This window comes from Roseburia sp. AF42-8, from assembly GCF_003435965.1.
Lineage (GTDB): Bacteria > Bacillota > Clostridia > Lachnospirales > Lachnospiraceae > Roseburia_C > Roseburia_C amylophila.
This window is the reverse complement of sequence record NZ_QTVB01000045.1, coordinates 1-14,975: the sequence shown is the minus strand read 5'-3', so window position 1 is coordinate 14,975 and position 14,975 is coordinate 1. Positions and strand designations below refer to the sequence as shown.

Annotated in this window: 15 protein-coding genes and 3 pseudogenes; 3 read left to right on the top strand and 15 right to left on the bottom strand. The window is 46.8% G+C overall.

Annotation, left to right across the window (positions count from 1 at the left end; genetic code table 11):
• The 9 genes from DW059_RS13135 to DW059_RS16560 all read right to left on the bottom strand — a co-directional run.
• Positions 1-231 (bottom strand): Arm DNA-binding domain-containing protein (locus DW059_RS13135; protein ID WP_199534359.1); only part of this gene is annotated, 231 nt, incomplete at its 3' end.
• Between the two features lie 3 nt (positions 232-234).
• A complete protein-coding gene (locus tag DW059_RS13130) occupies positions 235-471 on the bottom strand; it encodes a helix-turn-helix domain-containing protein (RefSeq protein ID WP_117524131.1) in 237 nt (78 codons plus the stop codon).
• Between the two features lie 427 nt (positions 472-898).
• Complete coding sequence (locus DW059_RS13125) at positions 899-1,156, bottom strand: helix-turn-helix domain-containing protein (protein WP_087361314.1); 258 nt, start codon at positions 1,154-1,156, stop codon at positions 899-901.
• Positions 1,137-1,577, bottom strand: a complete 441-nt coding sequence (locus tag DW059_RS13120; RefSeq protein WP_033120017.1) for an RNA polymerase sigma factor — start codon at positions 1,575-1,577, stop codon at positions 1,137-1,139. Before DW059_RS13120 ends, DW059_RS13125 begins: the two co-directional genes overlap by 20 nt.
• A gap of 444 nt (positions 1,578-2,021) precedes the next feature.
• The gene (locus tag DW059_RS13115) at positions 2,022-2,936 is read right to left on the bottom strand and encodes a sensor histidine kinase (RefSeq protein WP_014081148.1); all 915 of its coding nucleotides are present in this window, start codon (positions 2,934-2,936) and stop codon (positions 2,022-2,024) included.
• Between the two features lie 14 nt (positions 2,937-2,950).
• The gene (locus tag DW059_RS13110; protein ID WP_055057437.1) at positions 2,951-3,757 is read right to left on the bottom strand and encodes an ABC transporter permease; all 807 of its coding nucleotides are present in this window, start codon (positions 3,755-3,757) and stop codon (positions 2,951-2,953) included.
• Positions 3,750-4,670, bottom strand: coding sequence for an ATP-binding cassette domain-containing protein (locus DW059_RS13105; RefSeq protein ID WP_015533989.1), 921 nt, complete (start codon positions 4,668-4,670; stop codon positions 3,750-3,752). Before DW059_RS13105 ends, DW059_RS13110 begins: the two co-directional genes overlap by 8 nt.
• Before the next feature lie 84 nt (positions 4,671-4,754).
• Positions 4,755-5,420 carry a response regulator transcription factor gene (locus tag DW059_RS13100; protein WP_117524133.1) on the bottom strand — a complete coding sequence of 222 codons (666 nt, stop codon included), beginning with the start codon at positions 5,418-5,420 and terminating at the stop codon, positions 4,755-4,757.
• Positions 5,413-5,592 (bottom strand): helix-turn-helix domain-containing protein, encoded by a 180-nt coding sequence (locus DW059_RS16560; RefSeq protein ID WP_015533991.1) that lies wholly within the window; start codon positions 5,590-5,592, stop codon positions 5,413-5,415. The genes DW059_RS13100 and DW059_RS16560 overlap by 8 nt, the downstream gene beginning before the upstream one ends.
• Positions 5,593-5,752: 160 nt before the next feature.
• On the opposite strand from DW059_RS16560, the gene DW059_RS13090 reads away from it, so the two are divergent.
• From DW059_RS13090 to DW059_RS13080, 3 genes are all read left to right on the top strand, one after another.
• Positions 5,753-6,103 (top strand): helix-turn-helix transcriptional regulator, encoded by a 351-nt coding sequence (locus DW059_RS13090; RefSeq protein ID WP_117524190.1) that lies wholly within the window; start codon positions 5,753-5,755, stop codon positions 6,101-6,103.
• 231 nt (positions 6,104-6,334) lie between these two features.
• Positions 6,335-6,664, top strand: a complete 330-nt coding sequence (locus DW059_RS13085; protein ID WP_117524135.1) for a plasmid mobilization protein — start codon at positions 6,335-6,337, stop codon at positions 6,662-6,664.
• Positions 6,625-7,974 carry a relaxase/mobilization nuclease domain-containing protein gene (locus tag DW059_RS13080; RefSeq protein WP_117524137.1) on the top strand — a complete coding sequence of 450 codons (1,350 nt, stop codon included), beginning with the start codon at positions 6,625-6,627 and terminating at the stop codon, positions 7,972-7,974. The genes DW059_RS13085 and DW059_RS13080 overlap by 40 nt, the downstream gene beginning before the upstream one ends.
• A gap of 182 nt (positions 7,975-8,156) precedes the next feature.
• Here DW059_RS13080 and DW059_RS13075 read toward each other — a convergent pair whose 3' ends face one another.
• From DW059_RS13075 to DW059_RS13050, 6 genes and pseudogenes are all read right to left on the bottom strand, one after another.
• The gene (locus DW059_RS13075; RefSeq protein ID WP_117524139.1) at positions 8,157-8,522 is read right to left on the bottom strand and encodes a cysteine-rich VLP domain-containing protein; all 366 of its coding nucleotides are present in this window, start codon (positions 8,520-8,522) and stop codon (positions 8,157-8,159) included.
• A complete protein-coding gene (locus tag DW059_RS13070) occupies positions 8,519-8,731 on the bottom strand; it encodes a transposon-transfer assisting family protein (protein ID WP_442857729.1) in 213 nt (70 codons plus the stop codon). The genes DW059_RS13075 and DW059_RS13070 overlap by 4 nt, the downstream gene beginning before the upstream one ends.
• A pseudogene (locus DW059_RS13065) lies at positions 8,728-11,523 on the bottom strand (YodL domain-containing protein); the annotation flags it as partial. The gene DW059_RS13070 and the pseudogene DW059_RS13065, both read right to left, overlap by 4 nt.
• A 195-nt stretch (positions 11,524-11,718) precedes the next feature.
• Complete coding sequence (locus tag DW059_RS13060; RefSeq protein WP_117524143.1) at positions 11,719-13,815, bottom strand: DNA topoisomerase 3; 2,097 nt, start codon at positions 13,813-13,815, stop codon at positions 11,719-11,721.
• A gap of 102 nt (positions 13,816-13,917) precedes the next feature.
• Positions 13,918-14,786 (bottom strand): annotated as a pseudogene (locus tag DW059_RS13055) (VirB6/TrbL-like conjugal transfer protein, CD1112 family).
• 16 nt (positions 14,787-14,802) lie between these two features.
• Positions 14,803-14,886, bottom strand: a pseudogene (locus tag DW059_RS13050) (Maff2 family mobile element protein); the annotation flags it as partial.
• Positions 14,887-14,975: the final 89 nt, after the last annotated feature.

Here is a 14,975-nt window from a genome sequence, read left to right as displayed (position 1 = left end):
CCGCTGTGAAGCGATAGACGCAATCTGCCCCGGATTATGGAGCTTTGCTTTCATCTCTGCTTCATGCTGCGTTGCTTCCTTTTTTGTCGGAAAGCCCTTTTTGGAATAGGTTTTCTTTTCCCCATTCGGGGCGGTGTACTTGATATTCACGTCGTAAACTGTTCCCGGTCGCCCGGTCAGTACGCCGTTGCTGTCGCGTTTATTCTTAACCTGCCTTGTTGATATAGCCATAGCTTAACCTCCCTGTCGTGCCGGGGGCTTCGCTGTCGTCTTTGCCCTGTGATACCAGTCCCAGATTGCAGCGTCAGCTATCAAACGGCGGTTTCCATTCTGTATATATTCAAGCTCGCCGCTATCCATAAGCTCGCGCAGCTTATTTTCCCCGATACCGCTAAGCTTGCTCATTTGCTCAACGGTCTTTAACATAGGGAATACAGGGATAGCGGGGCTTGTTGTTTCCTTTTTTGCCATAGGAAAATACCCCCTTTCATAAATGGCTAAAAAGTCAAGTTACAAAAAGTGGGCTTTAACCGGGCGGCTGTTAGCACAACCTCGCGGGAATTGCACCCCTGCTCATTTAAGGCAGCTTTACCCATTGCCTGCGACGCTCTGAACGCTCGGACTGTGGCTGTAAAGGCTTATCTCCCCTCAATGCGTGTCGTCGCCCGCAAGCTGCTAACTTGCTTTCCATCGTGGTGTTTCTCGCTCGGCTTTTCCCGATAGGGGAATAGCGTCATGGCGCACCCTCTGTATGGCTCGGCGCAAAAAGGACGTACCCGGTTTGCCCTATACTGCGTCGCCGTTATCTTGCGTCGCTTTCTTTGTCAAGGAACATACGGGGCTGCTGCGGATTGATACGAAACGAAAAAGGGGTTAAGACGTTTCGGTATCGGTGCAGCTATTCAGCCCTAAATGTGAGGATTGCCCTCATTAGCCTTGCTTGCAGCCGTTGGCGAATATCCTCGTCAACGCCAAAATAGACGTTTCCGCGCTCGTCGCAGAGCTTTCTCATAGAAAGGCTCGCTATGTAACCGCTAAAGTGCTGCAAGACAATTTTCATAGCGTCCGGGTCGCCCTTTGTCGCTGCCACAATGACAGGATAGGGAACAAGGGCAACGTCCGGGAAGTCAGATTGTTTACCATTCGTCCCATTCATCAGCGTGTTCCTCCAAATATTTCTTCAAGATTTCAAAAGAGCTTGTCCGTCTGTACTGTATCGTGCTGCGCGACGTATTGAATAACTTTCCAATCTCCACGTCGGTCATGCCCTCGAAATAGTACAGCATGATAGCTTTCCTTTTTTCTTCCGGCAAAGTGCGGATTGCTTCAAGCAACAGCTTCGGCGTGATTTTCTTTCCCGCCTGCTGATAGCTCGGCTCGGCTTCTTCGTCTTGAAAATACTTGTCAAGCGTGTAAAGCTGCCGCTCCTCATGCAAGGCAAGGTCGGAAAACGACACTTCCTTTGCTCTGCGACGCCGGATTTCCTCATGGGCGTTGCAGGCTTCGTTGTGCAGCACCCGTTTACAGAAACTTTGAAAGATACATTGCTTCTGAAATTCCACGCGATTAGGTTCCATGTTCTCACCTCCTTTCGTGCCGAAAGTAGGTAGTACCTCCCCTTTTCGCGGGATAATACAGGCGATTTTTTCAAACGCCGAATGAAAGCGAAACTTTTTTGAAAAAACCTCCCGAAAATGCAAAATGCGCCTGTCTGCAAGACGCAGACAAGCGCAAGGGAATTGAAAGCGGTATTCAGATGATTTGACAGTTCATATCTAAGGGTAGAAGTGTCCCCGGCGATGGTCGGGCTTTTTTTGATAAGTCAAAGAAAGTAGAATATTGTCGATATGGTTTATCGCTCATGGCGGCTACCTCCTAAAGCCGCCGTTTTATATGGCTATGGGTCGTCGCGCAAAAAGAAACGGCGGCTCTGAAAATCAAAGCCGCCGTAATTTAGAAATGGCGCGTGAAAATACCTCTGCTTTGCGACGGCTTTTTTTCTTTTGCCGTCGTCCGGCAGATTATTTCTTTATGAGTAAGGGCGAAAAATCAATCGTAATCATAAAATTATGGTCATGTATTTCAATTATTGGATTTGTACAATTCATCATAAGTAATAGCTTTTTCACAATGTAAAGTCCTTGTCCAGACGTACCATTACTTCTTGAAACATCTGCTACATAAAAGCGTTCCAACAGTTTTGAATATTCTTCTGTAGGAATAGATGCAACAGGATTTTTAATACAGAGTTGTACAGAATCTGCGATATTAATTAGTTGAATTACAACATTATTTGTAGTGGATGTTACCGCATTGAATATAAGATTTTGTATAATGCGAATACACGCCTTTCTGTCAGCATTAAGATAGATGTCCATATTAGGTATTTCTATTTGGGGTTCAATTCCATTAACGCTGAAAATCGAATAATTGTCTAGCAGGATTTCAGTAAGCAATGAGCATAGCTCAACCTTTTCATAGTAAAATGGATATTGTCCTGCTTCTAAAAGAGAGATTTGATAAAAGTCATCTATGAGACGTTCTAATCTCAATGCTTTTCCGGATAATGCTGAAATATATTCCGCTCTTTTTTCATCAGGCGCACTTGATAGAAGTTGCAAATATCCGCGAATGGAAGTTAGTGGTGTCCGTAAATCATGAGAAAGGCAAGAAATATTCTCTTTTAATTCATTCTCCTTTTTTTGAATTTCGCCCAGATAAATATTATCTTTTGATACAATCTGATTTATGATTTCAACCAAATGCTCTAACCGCCTATCAGATAAAGACACTGTAACTAACTTTTTCGTTTTTCTATTCAGAATAGCATTTAGTTGGACGATTACTTTATATATCTGTATTTTCCAGTTAATTAAAGAAATTGAAAGGATAATGACCAATGCTATCAGAACAAGAAACATAATCGCCCAACCCATATTCTACCTCCCTTTTACTTGATTTCTTTTCTAATCATAATAAGACCGCCAACAATCAAAAGAGAAATGCACCCTATGAAATAGAATGGTAAATGCTCAATAATACCCATTGTGCGACAAGAGCTGAAATTCATCCAATAGTACATAGGATTTCCATATACAAAAAATTTTAAGGGTATTGAAACCGTCTCCATATCACTCCATAGCATTAAGTAAACAGACGCTCCACTGAATACATATAAGCAGCAAATCCCTGTTACAATCCCTGTATTTTGAATAACGACACATAAAAAAATAGAAATGCTTTCTAATGCTAATAAAACCGTTCCGCAAGCAAGAGCCCATCCCAAAAGGTTTATTACTTCACTCGCAGTTGGAATGTAACCGGATTGTATGATTTCAATAACGAAAAATGTAGCTACAAAAATCAGATACGTTATCAGAGACACCACCAATATTGTAATCGCTTTGGTGTAGTAGAGAATAGTTCGTTTAGTGCCGTATGCAACAGATAATTTGATTGTACCCGTATTATATTCTTTTGTAAAAAATATGGTTGCAAATAAAATGCCAATAATCCAGAAAAAGGCTGTATATGCAAGAGATGAGCGGGCAACAGTTTGAAACGTTGGTATTTCACTAGATAGATAACACTTAGCTTGAAATCCGATTACACTTTCTGTTCCATCTCCGGCTCCAAAAAAAGTCATGTCACCAAGTGCAAAAGAGACCATTATAACCGCCGCACATACGCCTAATATAGTTATCAATATCTTTGAGTGACGCAATTTATAAAATTCAGCTTTAAAATGGTTAATCATTTTGGCACCCTCCTATCAAATTAGTGTAATAAGTTTCAAGACTATCTCCAGATTGTGCTAACTGATAAATCGTAATGTTATTTGCACTTAGCAACGCTGATACTTTTCCGGCATTTTCAACATAATCATATAGATGAATACTTTTGTCTGGCATAACAGAAAAATTTGAAGTATTCAGTTTGCTTTCCAATAAAACACTAGCAGCAGCTACATCATTCACTTGCAACAACAAATGCTTTTTGCAGCGTTTGTCTAACTCTGTAGCGGTAATTTCCTGTAAAAGTTTCCCCTCATGTAAGATACCATATCTATTTGCTAATTGATGAAGTTCCGTGAGAATGTGACTTGAAATCAAAATAGTGATTCCACGTTCTTTATTTAGTCTTTTGAGTAAGTTTCTTAATTCGATAATTCCAGTAGGGTCTAGTCCGTTAATTGGTTCATCTAGTACGAGAAATTCAGGATTCCCAAGCAAAGCGATTGCGAGAGCTAGTCTCTGCCGCATACCCAAAGAGAAATCTTTTGCTTTTTTCTTTCCGGTATCTTTCAAACCAACTAATGCTAAAGCATTATCAATGCAACCTTTTCCTGGAATACCGCGTTGCAAACGTTGTACCTCCAAATTTTCATAGGCTGTCATATCAAGATAAAGAGAAGGGCTCTCAATAATACAGCCAATGCGCTCACGCTGCTTTGCAAGTTTCTTATTGCTTTCACCGAATAAAGCAATTTTGCCAGTAGTAGGTTCTGCCAGTCCGGTTAGTAAACGAATCATTGTTGTTTTACCGGCACCGTTTTCTCCGATAAACCCATAAATATCTCCTTGCATTACAGACATAGATACTTGATTTAGGGCTAGTGTATTGCGATACTTTTTTGTGATGTTGATAGCTTCAAAAACTGTTACGTTCATTTTTTCACAGCTCCTTTCTTGTTATTTAGTATCGCAGACAATTCCTTGAATAATCTAAAGGTAAAGCTAAAGATTATCTAAAGCTCACTTTGCAAATCGGTAACCCAAGCCCCATATGGTCTTAATTCGGCAGCCTTCGCCCTTTAATTTTTTTCGTAAGTTACTTATATGTGTGTTAATGACATCATTATCCCTTGCAAATGGTTCTTGCCAAATACTTTCATAAAGATTTTGCTTAGAAAAAACTTTATCAGGATATTTCGCCAGTAGTTCTACAAGTTGATACTCTTTTGCTGTAAGCACAATAATTTCGTCTGCAACAGTAACTATTTTTGAAGATGTATTAATGGAAAGTTCTCCAAAGGTCAAACAAAGATGGGGAGTATCTTTTTGACTTCTTAGCAAATTGCGTTCAATTCGCGCTAGTAATTCGTCCAAATCAAACGGCTTTGTTAAATAGTCATCAGCACCCAAGCGTAGCAGTTCGACTTTGTTGAATGTTAAACTTTTTGCAGAAACAACAATTACAGGTACATCTGAAAATTTTCTGATATTTCTAATTAATTCATCTCCACTGATAAAAGGAAGCATTAAATCTAAAATAATTAAATCTGGGGATAATTCTTTTATGCGTTCAATCGCATTTGCACCAGTAAGTGTGAAGAAGACTTGATAATTGTACTTTTCCAGATGGTCTTTTATCATAACGCAAATTTCTTTATCATCTTCGATAATTAAAACATTATTCATGTTGAAACTCCTTTCTGCGTCTATCAGTTGGCTTTTCCACGTCTTTTGGTATCAGCCACATACTACCAAATTTTGAAACGCCCGGTATGCGCTCCCCCTCACAAAGTTTCTGCACCCGTCTTTCTGAAATGCCCCATTTGCCCGCTGCTTCTGCACAAGACATATATTCCATAAGCCACCCGTCCTTTCTTCAAAGTTTATCAGTATAATTATATACGGTATGGCGAATAATAGCAAGTGCGGAAATAGGCATTATTTAGGTTCGTTATAGGAAGTATATAGACATATCCAAGAAGAAAGGGGAACAGTAAAATGTAACTGGGTGAATGAATATGGCAAAAAGACCAGTAGAAAAGTACGACTTCAAGGCTTTTGGGCAAGCAATAAAGAACGCGCGGAAAGAGCGCAAAGAGAGCCGCAAGAAAGTAAGCGACGAAATGTATATTTCCCCGCGTTACCTTGCAAACATTGAGAACAACGGGCAGCACCCAAGTTTACAGATTTTCTTTGAGCTTATGCTGCGCTATCATATATCCGTAGACCAGTTTCTTTTAGATACGCAGCCGGAGAAAGACACAAAGCGGCGGCAGCTTGACGCGCTTCTTGATGATATGAGCGATACAGGAATACGGATTGTTACCGCGACGGCGAAAGAAATTGCAGAAGTCGAAAACGAAAACTAAATAGGCTTTAGGAAGCGTTGTAATCTTTTTGAGATTGCAGCGTTTTTCTTTTGTGTAAGTTTGGCAAAACGGGGCTTTCCGTTGTAGTAAGGATTAAGAAAAAACTTTCGTAGCAAGCATAGGAAGCGGGTACCCACTTCCGTATTTTCGCCCTCCTGCGCTGCGGCACGTCGGTTGAAAATGGCTTGTTGGGAAGTGTCCCAAACCCTCGGAATGGAAAGGAGCGAAAGCATGGACGGACGCAAAAGAACGGTACAAATCAAATTCAGAGTAACAGAAGCAGAACGGGATTTAATTCTTGAAAAAATGAAGCTCGTCCCCACCCGGAACATGGCGGCATATCTTAGGAAGATTGCCATTGACGGATACATTATCCAAGTAGACCACACCGACATAAAAGCCATGACAGCGGAGATACAGAAAATCGGTGTCAACGTCAACCAGATTGCAAAGCGCGTAAACAGTACGGGCAGCGTCTACCAAGAGGACATAGAGGAAATAAAGGGGGTGCTTGCGGAGATATGGCGGTTACAAAGATTAAGCCTATTAAAAGCACGTTGAGCAAAGCCCTTGACTATATCCAAAATCCCGATAAGACGGACGGGAAAATGCTTGTGTCCTCTTTTGGCTGCTCCTATGAAACGGCAGACATTGAATTTGAATATACCTTGTCGCAAGCTCTCCAAAAGGGCAACAATTTAGCCTTTCATCTGATACAGTCCTTTGAGCCGGGGGAAGTGGATTATGAAACCGCCCACAAAATCGGAAAGCAGCTTGCCGACGCGGTAACAAAAGGGCAGCATGAGTATGTATTGACGACGCACATTGACAAAGGACACGTCCATAATCACATTATTTTCTGCGCGGTCAATTTTGTAGACCACCACAAGTATAATTCCAATAAGCGTAGTTATTACGGCATACGGAACATGAGCGACAGGCTGTGCCGGGAAAACGGCTTATCCGTCATTGTCCCGAAAAAGGGAAACAAGGGAAAGAGCTATGCAGAGTATCAAGAGGAAAAAACGGGAACCAGTCGGAAAGGCAAGCTGAAAATCGCCGTTGACGCACTCATTCCCCAAGTGTCCAGTTTTGAGGAATTGTTACAACGGCTGCAAGCTGCGGGCTATGAGATAAAGCCGGGAAAATATGTGTCCTGCCGCGCTCCCGGACAGGAACGCTTTACCCGTCTTAAAACCCTCGGCGCAGACTATACAGAGGAAGCCATAAGGGAACGCATAGAGGGCAAACGCGCCCGCGCTGCGAAAGCTCCCCGCGCAGATCGCGGCGGCGTTAGCCTGCTGATTGACATTGAAAACAGTATCAAGGCGGCGCAGAGCAAAGGCTATGAACACTGGGCGAAAATCCACAATCTGAAACAGGCAGCTAAGACCATGAATTTCTTGACGGAGAATAAGATTGAACAGTACGCGGATTTAGTCAGCCGGATTGAGGAAGTGGCGGCAGAAAGCGAACAGGCGGCAGACGTATTAAAGGGCGTTGAAAAGCGGCTTGCAGATATGGCGGTGCTGATGAAGCACGTCGCCACTTATCAAAAGACAAAGCCTGTCTATGACGCATACCGCAAGGCAAAGAACAAAGAGCGATACCGCGCCGGACATGAGCGCGATATTATCCTCCATGAAGCTGCGGCAAAGGCACTCAAAACGGCGGGCATTACAAAGCTCCCCAATCCCGCCACGCTGCAAAAGGAATATGAAGCACTCCAAGCGCAGAAAGAAGCCCTTTACGCCGATTATGGCAAGCTGAAAAAGAAAGTCCGGGAATATGACGTTATCAAGCAGAACATAGACAGCATTTTGCAGACAGGAAAGCAGCCGGAACGGGGCAAGGAAACAGAGCGCGGATAAACAGGCGCAAAAAAAGACAGGACGCGGAAAGCCAGTAATGACCTCCCGCGCCCTGTCTTTTTGTGGGTGCTGATTTTGGTATGTTACGCAGTAGAAAGCTGTTTTTAAGGGAAAAGGTATTCTGTATCGCCTAAGTGATTTTCACGCGCTGCAAGCCCTGTAAATCAAGGCTATTTTCGCCCTTATCGCGTAACAAGGGCGCGTCGTTTTCTCATGCGCTCCGCTGCCTGTCTGTTCGTGATACGCTTGCGGCAGTCCGGGCAGTATTTGACGCTGTTTGACTTTGATACAAAGAACGTGCCGCATACAGTACAACGCTTTTTATCCTCGGTCTTAAAAAGCTCGGCATACAGGAGCTTATCAAGGGGAAGTACGGCAATCCGAAACCATTTGCAAAGCAGCGAATAAGAGATAAGCTGCGGGCATACGCACTCGTCCCCGTCGTCAAGCAAAATACAGTGTCCGTTATCGCAGTTGCAGCACTCCCGGCGCACAAGGGAATTGACTTTCCGGCTCTGGGGCGGCGAAAGCCGCTTAATGCTGCTCATACTTCCTCTGCGGCGTAAATGGTAAGCTCCGCAAATTCTTCCTCGGTCAGCGCGTCCACTTTGGAAAGGGCGCGCTTCGCCAGTTCCCGCATATCCGCGTCCATGTAAGGCAGCGCGGCGTTGATGTTCTCCGTAAGCTGCGCCTTGCTTCCCTCATGGTAAATGCTCAAAAGGTTTGTTTCCTCAACGGTAAATCTGTTCATGCTCATACCTCCAAATCGTGATTTTTTGTTTTCGCTGCGGCTTTCTTCTGTGCCTTTTCCTTATCCGCTTTAAGCTGCGCCCGGATAGAGGGCTTCTTTTCCGGCTTGCCCTTGCCGCGCTCCTTATCGGCTTTGACCGCGTTAGCCAGGTCAACAAGGGAAATCGTTTCTCCCGCCTTAACCTTTGCTTCCAGTTCGTCAACGGTCGGCGTATTGTTGATAATCCCGTCAATCATGTTTTCGTTTTGCTCGGTGGTCTGCTCGGCAGCTTTCAAGGGATTTTCCCGCTGCTCGGCTGCTATGGCAAACGCCCGCGTACCATTTCCCATGACTAAATATTTTCCGTCGTCGGATTGATGGTGAAAGCCATATCCGGCGGCTTCCATTTGTTCGCGGCTCATATCGGTTACATAGAAAGTACCGCGCGGCGTTTTGATTGTTTCGCCTGTTTCCAACTCGTCGGGCGTAAGCTGCTTCTGCTCCTGTAAAAACTCCGGCACATTCTTATAGCCGAAGCTGTCTACATAGTGGGCGGCGTCCTGCCCGTTCTGATGAAGCACCACCACGTCGGAAACGGAAAGGCTGTGTCCCTTAAAGTCTTTGGGGTGGTCGATATTGAAACGGGTATAAATATCTTCAAGGGAAGTCCCCGGCGTAAGCTCTGCGGAATAGACAAGCTCATAGTTCGCCTTATCAACCACATTTCCCGTCGCCTGCAGGCGGTCGTATGGCTCAAAGCGCAAGTCCCGCGTTTCGTCGCCATGCTTTAGCTGATAAATGGAAAAGGTGCCTTTGTCCTGTTCGGCGGTCTTAGCGGTTTCCTGTGCCTTTGCGTAAAGCTCCTTGACCTGTCCCTCGGTCAGTTCGCCGCTTTTGAGTTGCCCCATAAGCTCGCGGCATTTCTGGGGCGTTCCTGTGAAAAGTACCGCGCCCATTTTTGCCCGCCCGTTTTCCTGCGTTACATAGGCTTGCAGCAGATAGGCGTTCTCTTTCCTGTCGCTGTAAGGATTGCGGCGCACCCGGTAAACTGTTTCCGGGATAAAGGCTGCTTTTTCCTGTGCGGAGGCTTCCTGTTTCGGCTGCTCCGGCGCGGCGTTTTCCTCTTTGTCCGGCTGCTCCTGTCCGGCAGTCTGCTCCTTATCCTGCGCCTTTGAAAGCTCCGCTAATGTTTCGTCAATGGAATTGATAATCTCGGCGGCTGCGCTGCGGATTGTTTCAAGGGAGCTTTTCAGTTCGGAAAGCTCGCGGCCGCTGCTCCACCCGGCGACGTACCCAAAGGAATAGTCTGACGTATCAAGCCCGTAGTGTTGGCAGACGGTATAAGCGACGCTTTCCGCTTCGACTTCGCGGGTACGCCTGTCAATATGGGGCTGCTGTTCGTTCTCCGGCGCGTTCAAATCTATATCGTGCAGCTTTGCGTGTGCGATTTCATGTATCGCCGTTTTCAAGGTTTGAATCTCGCTCATGCCCTCGTCAATGGCAATGCGCTTGTCCTCCAAATGGTAGTAACCATGAGAGCTACCCGGTATCTGCTCAAAGCCAATAGGAACGGGGGAAGTCTTTTCAAGGGCAGCGAAAAAATCCCTGTAACGCTCCACGTCGCCCGTCAGTTCATTTACGGCAATGTCGGGAAGCTCGCGCCCCTCGGTCTGCGACACGTCAAAGACAGACACTACCTTATAAGCGGGTATCGTGATTTCCTTTTCCTCCGTAACCGGCTTCCCGTCTTTCCCAATGATAGGCTGCTGCGTGTGGGGGTCGATTTTCTTCATTTCCTGTTTGACTTTGTAAGGCGACGGGGCAATGATTTTAATTCCTTTTTGCCCTTTTATCACGTTTCGCCCAAAATTATTTTTCCATGCGGAAAAGCCCGCAACAAGGGAAGCGTCCGGCTTCTGCATGGCGATAAGCAGCGTATTGTTAAAGCTGTAATTATGAAATTTTGACATGACGCGCAGATATTCCCGGTAACGCTCGCTGTCAAAGAGTTCCGTTATTCCCTGTTCCAGACGGTCGGTAATCTCTTTCAATTTCTCTGCGGGTTTTTCGCTCGTCAGCACAATAGGGATAACCGGGCGCGGCTCCTGCGGCTGCTCTATGGTCTGCACTGTTTTCTGTCCCGGTGCGGCTGCGTCCATTTCTACCTTTGACGGGTCGGGGCGGTGCGGCTGCGGGAAGCTCATAACGCGGTATTCCCTCGGTATGTCGCTTTCTCTGCCGTTGTACCACTCCGTAAAGGTGTTCTTGTTGTTGTAGATATAGCCCTGTTCGGTAAAGCGTCCTCCGTCATTGATAGCAGCGTCCCGCCCGTAATCCTCATACATGAAATACTTTTTTGCTTCTTCGGGCAGTTCTAATTCGTCCAGTTCGTCGATAAGGTAATAGCCGTAATCTTCTTCGTTCTGTACGGTGGGATAAAGCCAGTAGCAGTCAAGATTTTGTGCAAGGTTGATAAGGTCTTTGACACTTCCGGCACGTTCCCCAAGAGCTACCGCCGCCGTAAACTTGTCCCTGTCCTCGTCGCGCTGCATGGCAAGCAGATTGCCTAAGTAGTTCAGTTCGTCAAGCCCTGCGCTCTGGATAACGGGAAGCGGCACGTCAAAGGGCTGCTGCTCGGTGTTTGCAAAGCCGTTGATAAAGAAGTCCTGCGGGTTATCCGCAGTAATGCCGACGCGCTGCATAGCTTCGTGAAGCTGCTCCTTTGTGGTCGGCATGGAAAGCCACACGCCGCCCGGTTCGCTTGTTTCAAAGCGGGTGCGGCTGTCGATAAGAATGGAAAATTGTTCGCTCATGTATTCGCTCCTTTCTGAAATGGCAGCGTAGACGCTGCGCGTTGGTGGTTACGCTCCTAAATACAACGCGCCGCCTGTTCTGCCAAAGATTTTGAAAAATTGCAGAGGGTTTGGGAACTTCCCAACAAGAAAAATCCCCCGCAATCGTCGGCAGACGAAAACGGGGGATTTACGGAAGTGGGTACCCGCTTCCTATGCTTGCTATTCAAGTTCTTTGTTCTTTGAAATGGTTACTTTGTAATTCACATATTTACCGCCCGTGTCGGCTAAAAGTACCGTTCCGTCGTAGGTTTTGCCCGTTTTCGGAGAGTACAGTTTTTTAACTGTTGCCTTGCCGGATTTAAGAAGTGCTGCGGCAATCTTCGGGGTAAAGGCGGTTTTTCGTTCCTCAAAGAAGCGGTCATTTTTCCACATGGTAAAGCCGCACTCTTTGTTGGAACAGTAGTAGTTTTTCTTTCCCTCATAGACCAGGGACTTGCAGCGGGGACACTTCCCAAGCTCTGTTTTTTCTGTCTTGAAAAGCTCTTGTTTCTCACCCAACACGGAAGCATAGGTTTTTACAAGCTCCTGCGTCATTGCTTCGATACCCTGCATGAAAGCGGCAGGGTCAGCGTTACCCTTTGCAATCTGCGTCAGATTGTTTTCCCATGCAGCCGTAAGCTGCGGAGAAGTTAAGCTGTCCGGCAGGACGCACACAAGGTTTGTGCCGTCTTTGGTAGGAAGTAGCTGCTTGCCCTTGCGCTCGATAAAGCCGCCTTTTACTAACTTTTCAATGACAGCGGCGCGGGTAGCGGGCGTCCCAAGCCCCCGGCGTTCTGCGTCCGGGTCGGTGTCCTCATTCCCAGCGCGTTCCATAGCAGAAAGTAAGGACGCTTCATTGTGGGGCTTCGGCGGCGTCGTTTCATGCTCCGTAACCTTTGCAGCAGGGTTTTCAAAGGTCTGTCCCTCGGTAAAGTCCGGCACATCTAAAACAAGTTCGTTTTCGTCGTCGCTGTCCGGCTTCTTTTTGAGGGTCACCCGGTAAAGCCGTTCCATGTCTTTCCACCCGGCAGCGATTACCGCCTTTCCCTTTGCCGTAAATTCATGGTCGGCGCAGGAGAAAACCGCCGTTACCGCTTCAAAACTGTACGGCTCGGCGGTCGCCATAAGCAGACGCGCCCCGGCAAGGGTAAGGATATTGCGCTCGCTTTCCGGCAGCGCGGTAAGGTCAGCCTTTGCAAGCTCCATAGTGGGAATGATTGCGTGGTGGTCTGATACCTTTTTGCTGTTCAGAACGCGGGAAACTTCCGGCGTAAAGGAAATGCCCGCCATAAAGGGCAGCTTCCCGCATAGCAGCGCGATAATGCCCGTCGCTGTTTCTCCCATGTCATCGGTCAGAAATGCGCTGTCCGTTCTCGGATAGGTCAAGAGCTTCTTTTCATAGAGGGTCTGTGCAAGGTCAAGGGTCTGCTTTGCCGTGTACCCGTAAATACGGTTTGTTTCCCGCTGTAAACTGGTAAGGTCAAAGAGCTTCGGCGGGGCAATGGTTTTCTTTTCTTTCACAAGGGAAGTACAGACAGCCGCCGACGCTTCGCAGGCTGCTTTCAGTTTGCCCGCTTCATCAGCGGCGCAGATCTTCGCGCTTGCCGCTTCTGCGCCGGGGAGCATAAGGCGCACATGATAGTAGGTTTCTTTCTTGAAGTTTGTAATGGCAGCGTCCCGGTCTACAAGCATTTTTAAGGTCGGGGTCTGCACACGTCCCACGTTCAAGGTCTTTCCATACAGGCAGGAGAAAAGGCGGGTCGCATTGATACCGATAAGCCAGTCAGCCTTTGCCCTGCATAGTGCGGAATGATAGAGGGTGTCATACCCGCGCCCGTCCTTCAGATGTTCAAAGCCGCTTCGAATTGCGTCCGTTTCCATAGAGGAAATCCAAAGACGGGTAAAGGGTTTCTTGCAGCCCGCCATTTCATAGACAAATCGGAAAATCAATTCTCCCTCGCGCCCCGCGTCGCAGGCGTTCACGACTTCCGAAACGTCGGCGCGGTGCATGAGGTCTTTCAAGATTTTGAATTGTTTTCCCTTGTCGGCGGCTACGGTGTACTGCCATTCCTGCGGCAGAATGGGTAAGCTGTCATAGCTCCATTTTCTGTACTGCTCCCCATAGGCGGCAGCTTCGGAAAGCTGTACCAAATGCCCGATACACCAAGAAATGATGTACTTGTCATTTTCGATATATCCGTCTTTCTTACCCGTAACGCCAAGGGCGGCGGCAACCGCCGCCCCGACGCTGGGTTTCTCACAAATCACAAGTTTCATTCTTCCTCGTCCTCCTGTTCGGTGTCTGCGATGTCAGTTTCTTCCTCCGGCTCGTCCTCGTCGTACGGGTACATACGCCAAGTGAAAACCTCCTTTCGGTCTTTAATGGGCGTTAAAGATTGACTTCGCAAGTGTGCCTGTTTTGAATAGGGAGAAGCACAAAATCACGGTGTAGGCTGCAAGGGAGAAAATCGCGCTGTGCAGGTTGTCCGCTACAATCATGCTGCCAACCAAAACCGCATAAATGCCGACGCATATCATTATGAGGAAGCCTTGAAAACCGAGGGCGAACAGGGCTTTTAAGTAGTTGTTGCCTATCTGCCCCCACTCTCTGTTGGTCATAGTTGCAAACGGGATAGGCGATACCGAACAGTAAAGGTAAATTTCTATCATTCTGCCGTACAGGATAACCGTGATAAGCACCGACATGATTTTCATGCAAAGGCTCACAAGGCTTGTTTCCATAACGAGCATAAGCAGTTCGGGGATTTCCATAGCGTCAAGTCCGGCTTGCATGGACGAGAGGGCGGCGTCAACGTCGATATTCGTATCGCCGCCGATCACGCCCGCCGCGCCGGAAACAACGTGCTGCGCCATATCGAACACCGCCATAGTGATAGTAAAGGTGTGGGTAACGAGATACACCGCTACCCACGCCTTGAAAAACCACTTAAAGAACATGAACGTGTCAATATCGTGCATATTGTTCTTTTCCGTTACCATGCTGATAAGCTCCACGCATAGAACGTAGGTAATAACAAGCCCCGCAATGGGTACAATCACATTTTCCGACAAGCTCTGTATCATGGAAAATATGCCTGCGTTCCACCCTGCGGGGTTTGTCCTACCTCTGCGGCGATAGTTCCGACTTTTTCGTTTACGTCCCCGAACATAGTTGACAGATTACCGTTAATGGCTCCAATGAGGATTTCCTTTATCCATTCGTTAATCGCGTCAAGTATGCTCTGCATAGGCTAACCCCGCCGCTTAACCGAACAGTCCGGCAAGCAGAGGTACGAGGGTGCCGCCGATAAGGGCAACGCCGCCGCCCGCCATGAGCTGTTTTATCCCCAATTAGGTGTAAAACTCTGCTCGATGGCGGGCGGCGGCGTACAAAAAATCTATATGGTGTTTTTAAGAGAACCGTCCCGGCGGGACAG

Excerpts from the sequence above, each read along its gene's own strand:
- DW059_RS13115 (WP_014081148.1), bottom strand. The coding sequence starts at position 2,936 with ATGGGTTGGGCGATTATGTTTCTTGTTCTGATAGCATTGGTCATTATC.
- DW059_RS13125 (WP_087361314.1), bottom strand. The coding sequence starts at position 1,156 with ATGAATGGGACGAATGGTAAACAATCTGACTTCCCGGACGTTGCCCTT.
- DW059_RS13085 (WP_117524135.1), top strand. The coding sequence starts at position 6,335 with ATGGACGGACGCAAAAGAACGGTACAAATCAAATTCAGAGTAACAGAA.
- DW059_RS13075 (WP_117524139.1), bottom strand. The coding sequence starts at position 8,522 with ATGAGCAGCATTAAGCGGCTTTCGCCGCCCCAGAGCCGGAAAGTCAAT.
- DW059_RS13090 (WP_117524190.1), top strand. The coding sequence starts at position 5,753 with ATGGCAAAAAGACCAGTAGAAAAGTACGACTTCAAGGCTTTTGGGCAA.
- DW059_RS13105 (WP_015533989.1), bottom strand. The coding sequence starts at position 4,670 with ATGAACGTAACAGTTTTTGAAGCTATCAACATCACAAAAAAGTATCGC.
- DW059_RS13060 (WP_117524143.1), bottom strand. The coding sequence starts at position 13,815 with ATGAAACTTGTGATTTGTGAGAAACCCAGCGTCGGGGCGGCGGTTGCC.
- DW059_RS13110 (WP_055057437.1), bottom strand. The coding sequence starts at position 3,757 with ATGATTAACCATTTTAAAGCTGAATTTTATAAATTGCGTCACTCAAAG.
- DW059_RS13100 (WP_117524133.1), bottom strand. The coding sequence starts at position 5,420 with ATGAATAATGTTTTAATTATCGAAGATGATAAAGAAATTTGCGTTATG.
- DW059_RS13130 (WP_117524131.1), bottom strand. The coding sequence starts at position 471 with ATGGCAAAAAAGGAAACAACAAGCCCCGCTATCCCTGTATTCCCTATG.
- DW059_RS13070 (WP_442857729.1), bottom strand. The coding sequence starts at position 8,731 with ATGAGCATGAACAGATTTACCGTTGAGGAAACAAACCTTTTGAGCATT.
- DW059_RS13080 (WP_117524137.1), top strand. The coding sequence starts at position 6,625 with ATGGCGGTTACAAAGATTAAGCCTATTAAAAGCACGTTGAGCAAAGCC.
- DW059_RS16560 (WP_015533991.1), bottom strand. The coding sequence starts at position 5,592 with ATGGAATATATGTCTTGTGCAGAAGCAGCGGGCAAATGGGGCATTTCA.
- DW059_RS13120 (WP_033120017.1), bottom strand. The coding sequence starts at position 1,577 with ATGGAACCTAATCGCGTGGAATTTCAGAAGCAATGTATCTTTCAAAGT.